Below are 389 nucleotides of genomic sequence, written 5' to 3'. Positions count from 1 at the left end.
GTCAGCACCTGGCTGGCGCGGCCCAGTTCCACCCCGGCGGCCTCCAGCAGGCGCAGGATCGGCGTGCCTTCCAGATCCTTGCGTTGCAGCGGGCGGCCCAGGTCCACGGGCAGGTAGACGGTGATATGCGAGAGCGGACGGTCGCGGTAGTGGCGCACGCGCACGACCTTCACCACGGGGTCGCCCGGTTCGATCTTGAGCGCCTCGGCCACATCGGGGGTGGCGTGCACTTCGTCGATCGAGATCACCTTGACGGCGGTCTTCTCGCCCATGTCGATGATGTTGCCGAGCAGGCTGGTGGTGCGCTCTTCGGTGGCGGCCGGCTTCACCGGATGCGGGTTCACGAAGGTCCCCAGGCCACGATGACGCCGCACGAGACCTTCCTGCAC

1 protein-coding gene is annotated in these 389 nt (G+C 68.1%); it reads right to left on the bottom strand.

The features are described from left to right. Positions 1 to 374, bottom strand: a 374-nt coding sequence (locus tag AB4Z35_RS31035) for a GntR family transcriptional regulator (protein WP_442101302.1), incomplete at its 3' end; no start/stop codon positions are given. Between the last annotated feature and the right edge of the window lie 15 nt (positions 375 to 389).

It is taken from the genome of Pseudomonas sp. KB_15 (genome assembly GCF_052114525.1).
Taxonomy (GTDB): domain Bacteria; phylum Pseudomonadota; class Gammaproteobacteria; order Pseudomonadales; family Pseudomonadaceae; genus Aquipseudomonas.
Note: the sequence above shows the minus strand (reverse complement) of the source record. Positions and strands in the feature narration are given on the sequence as shown.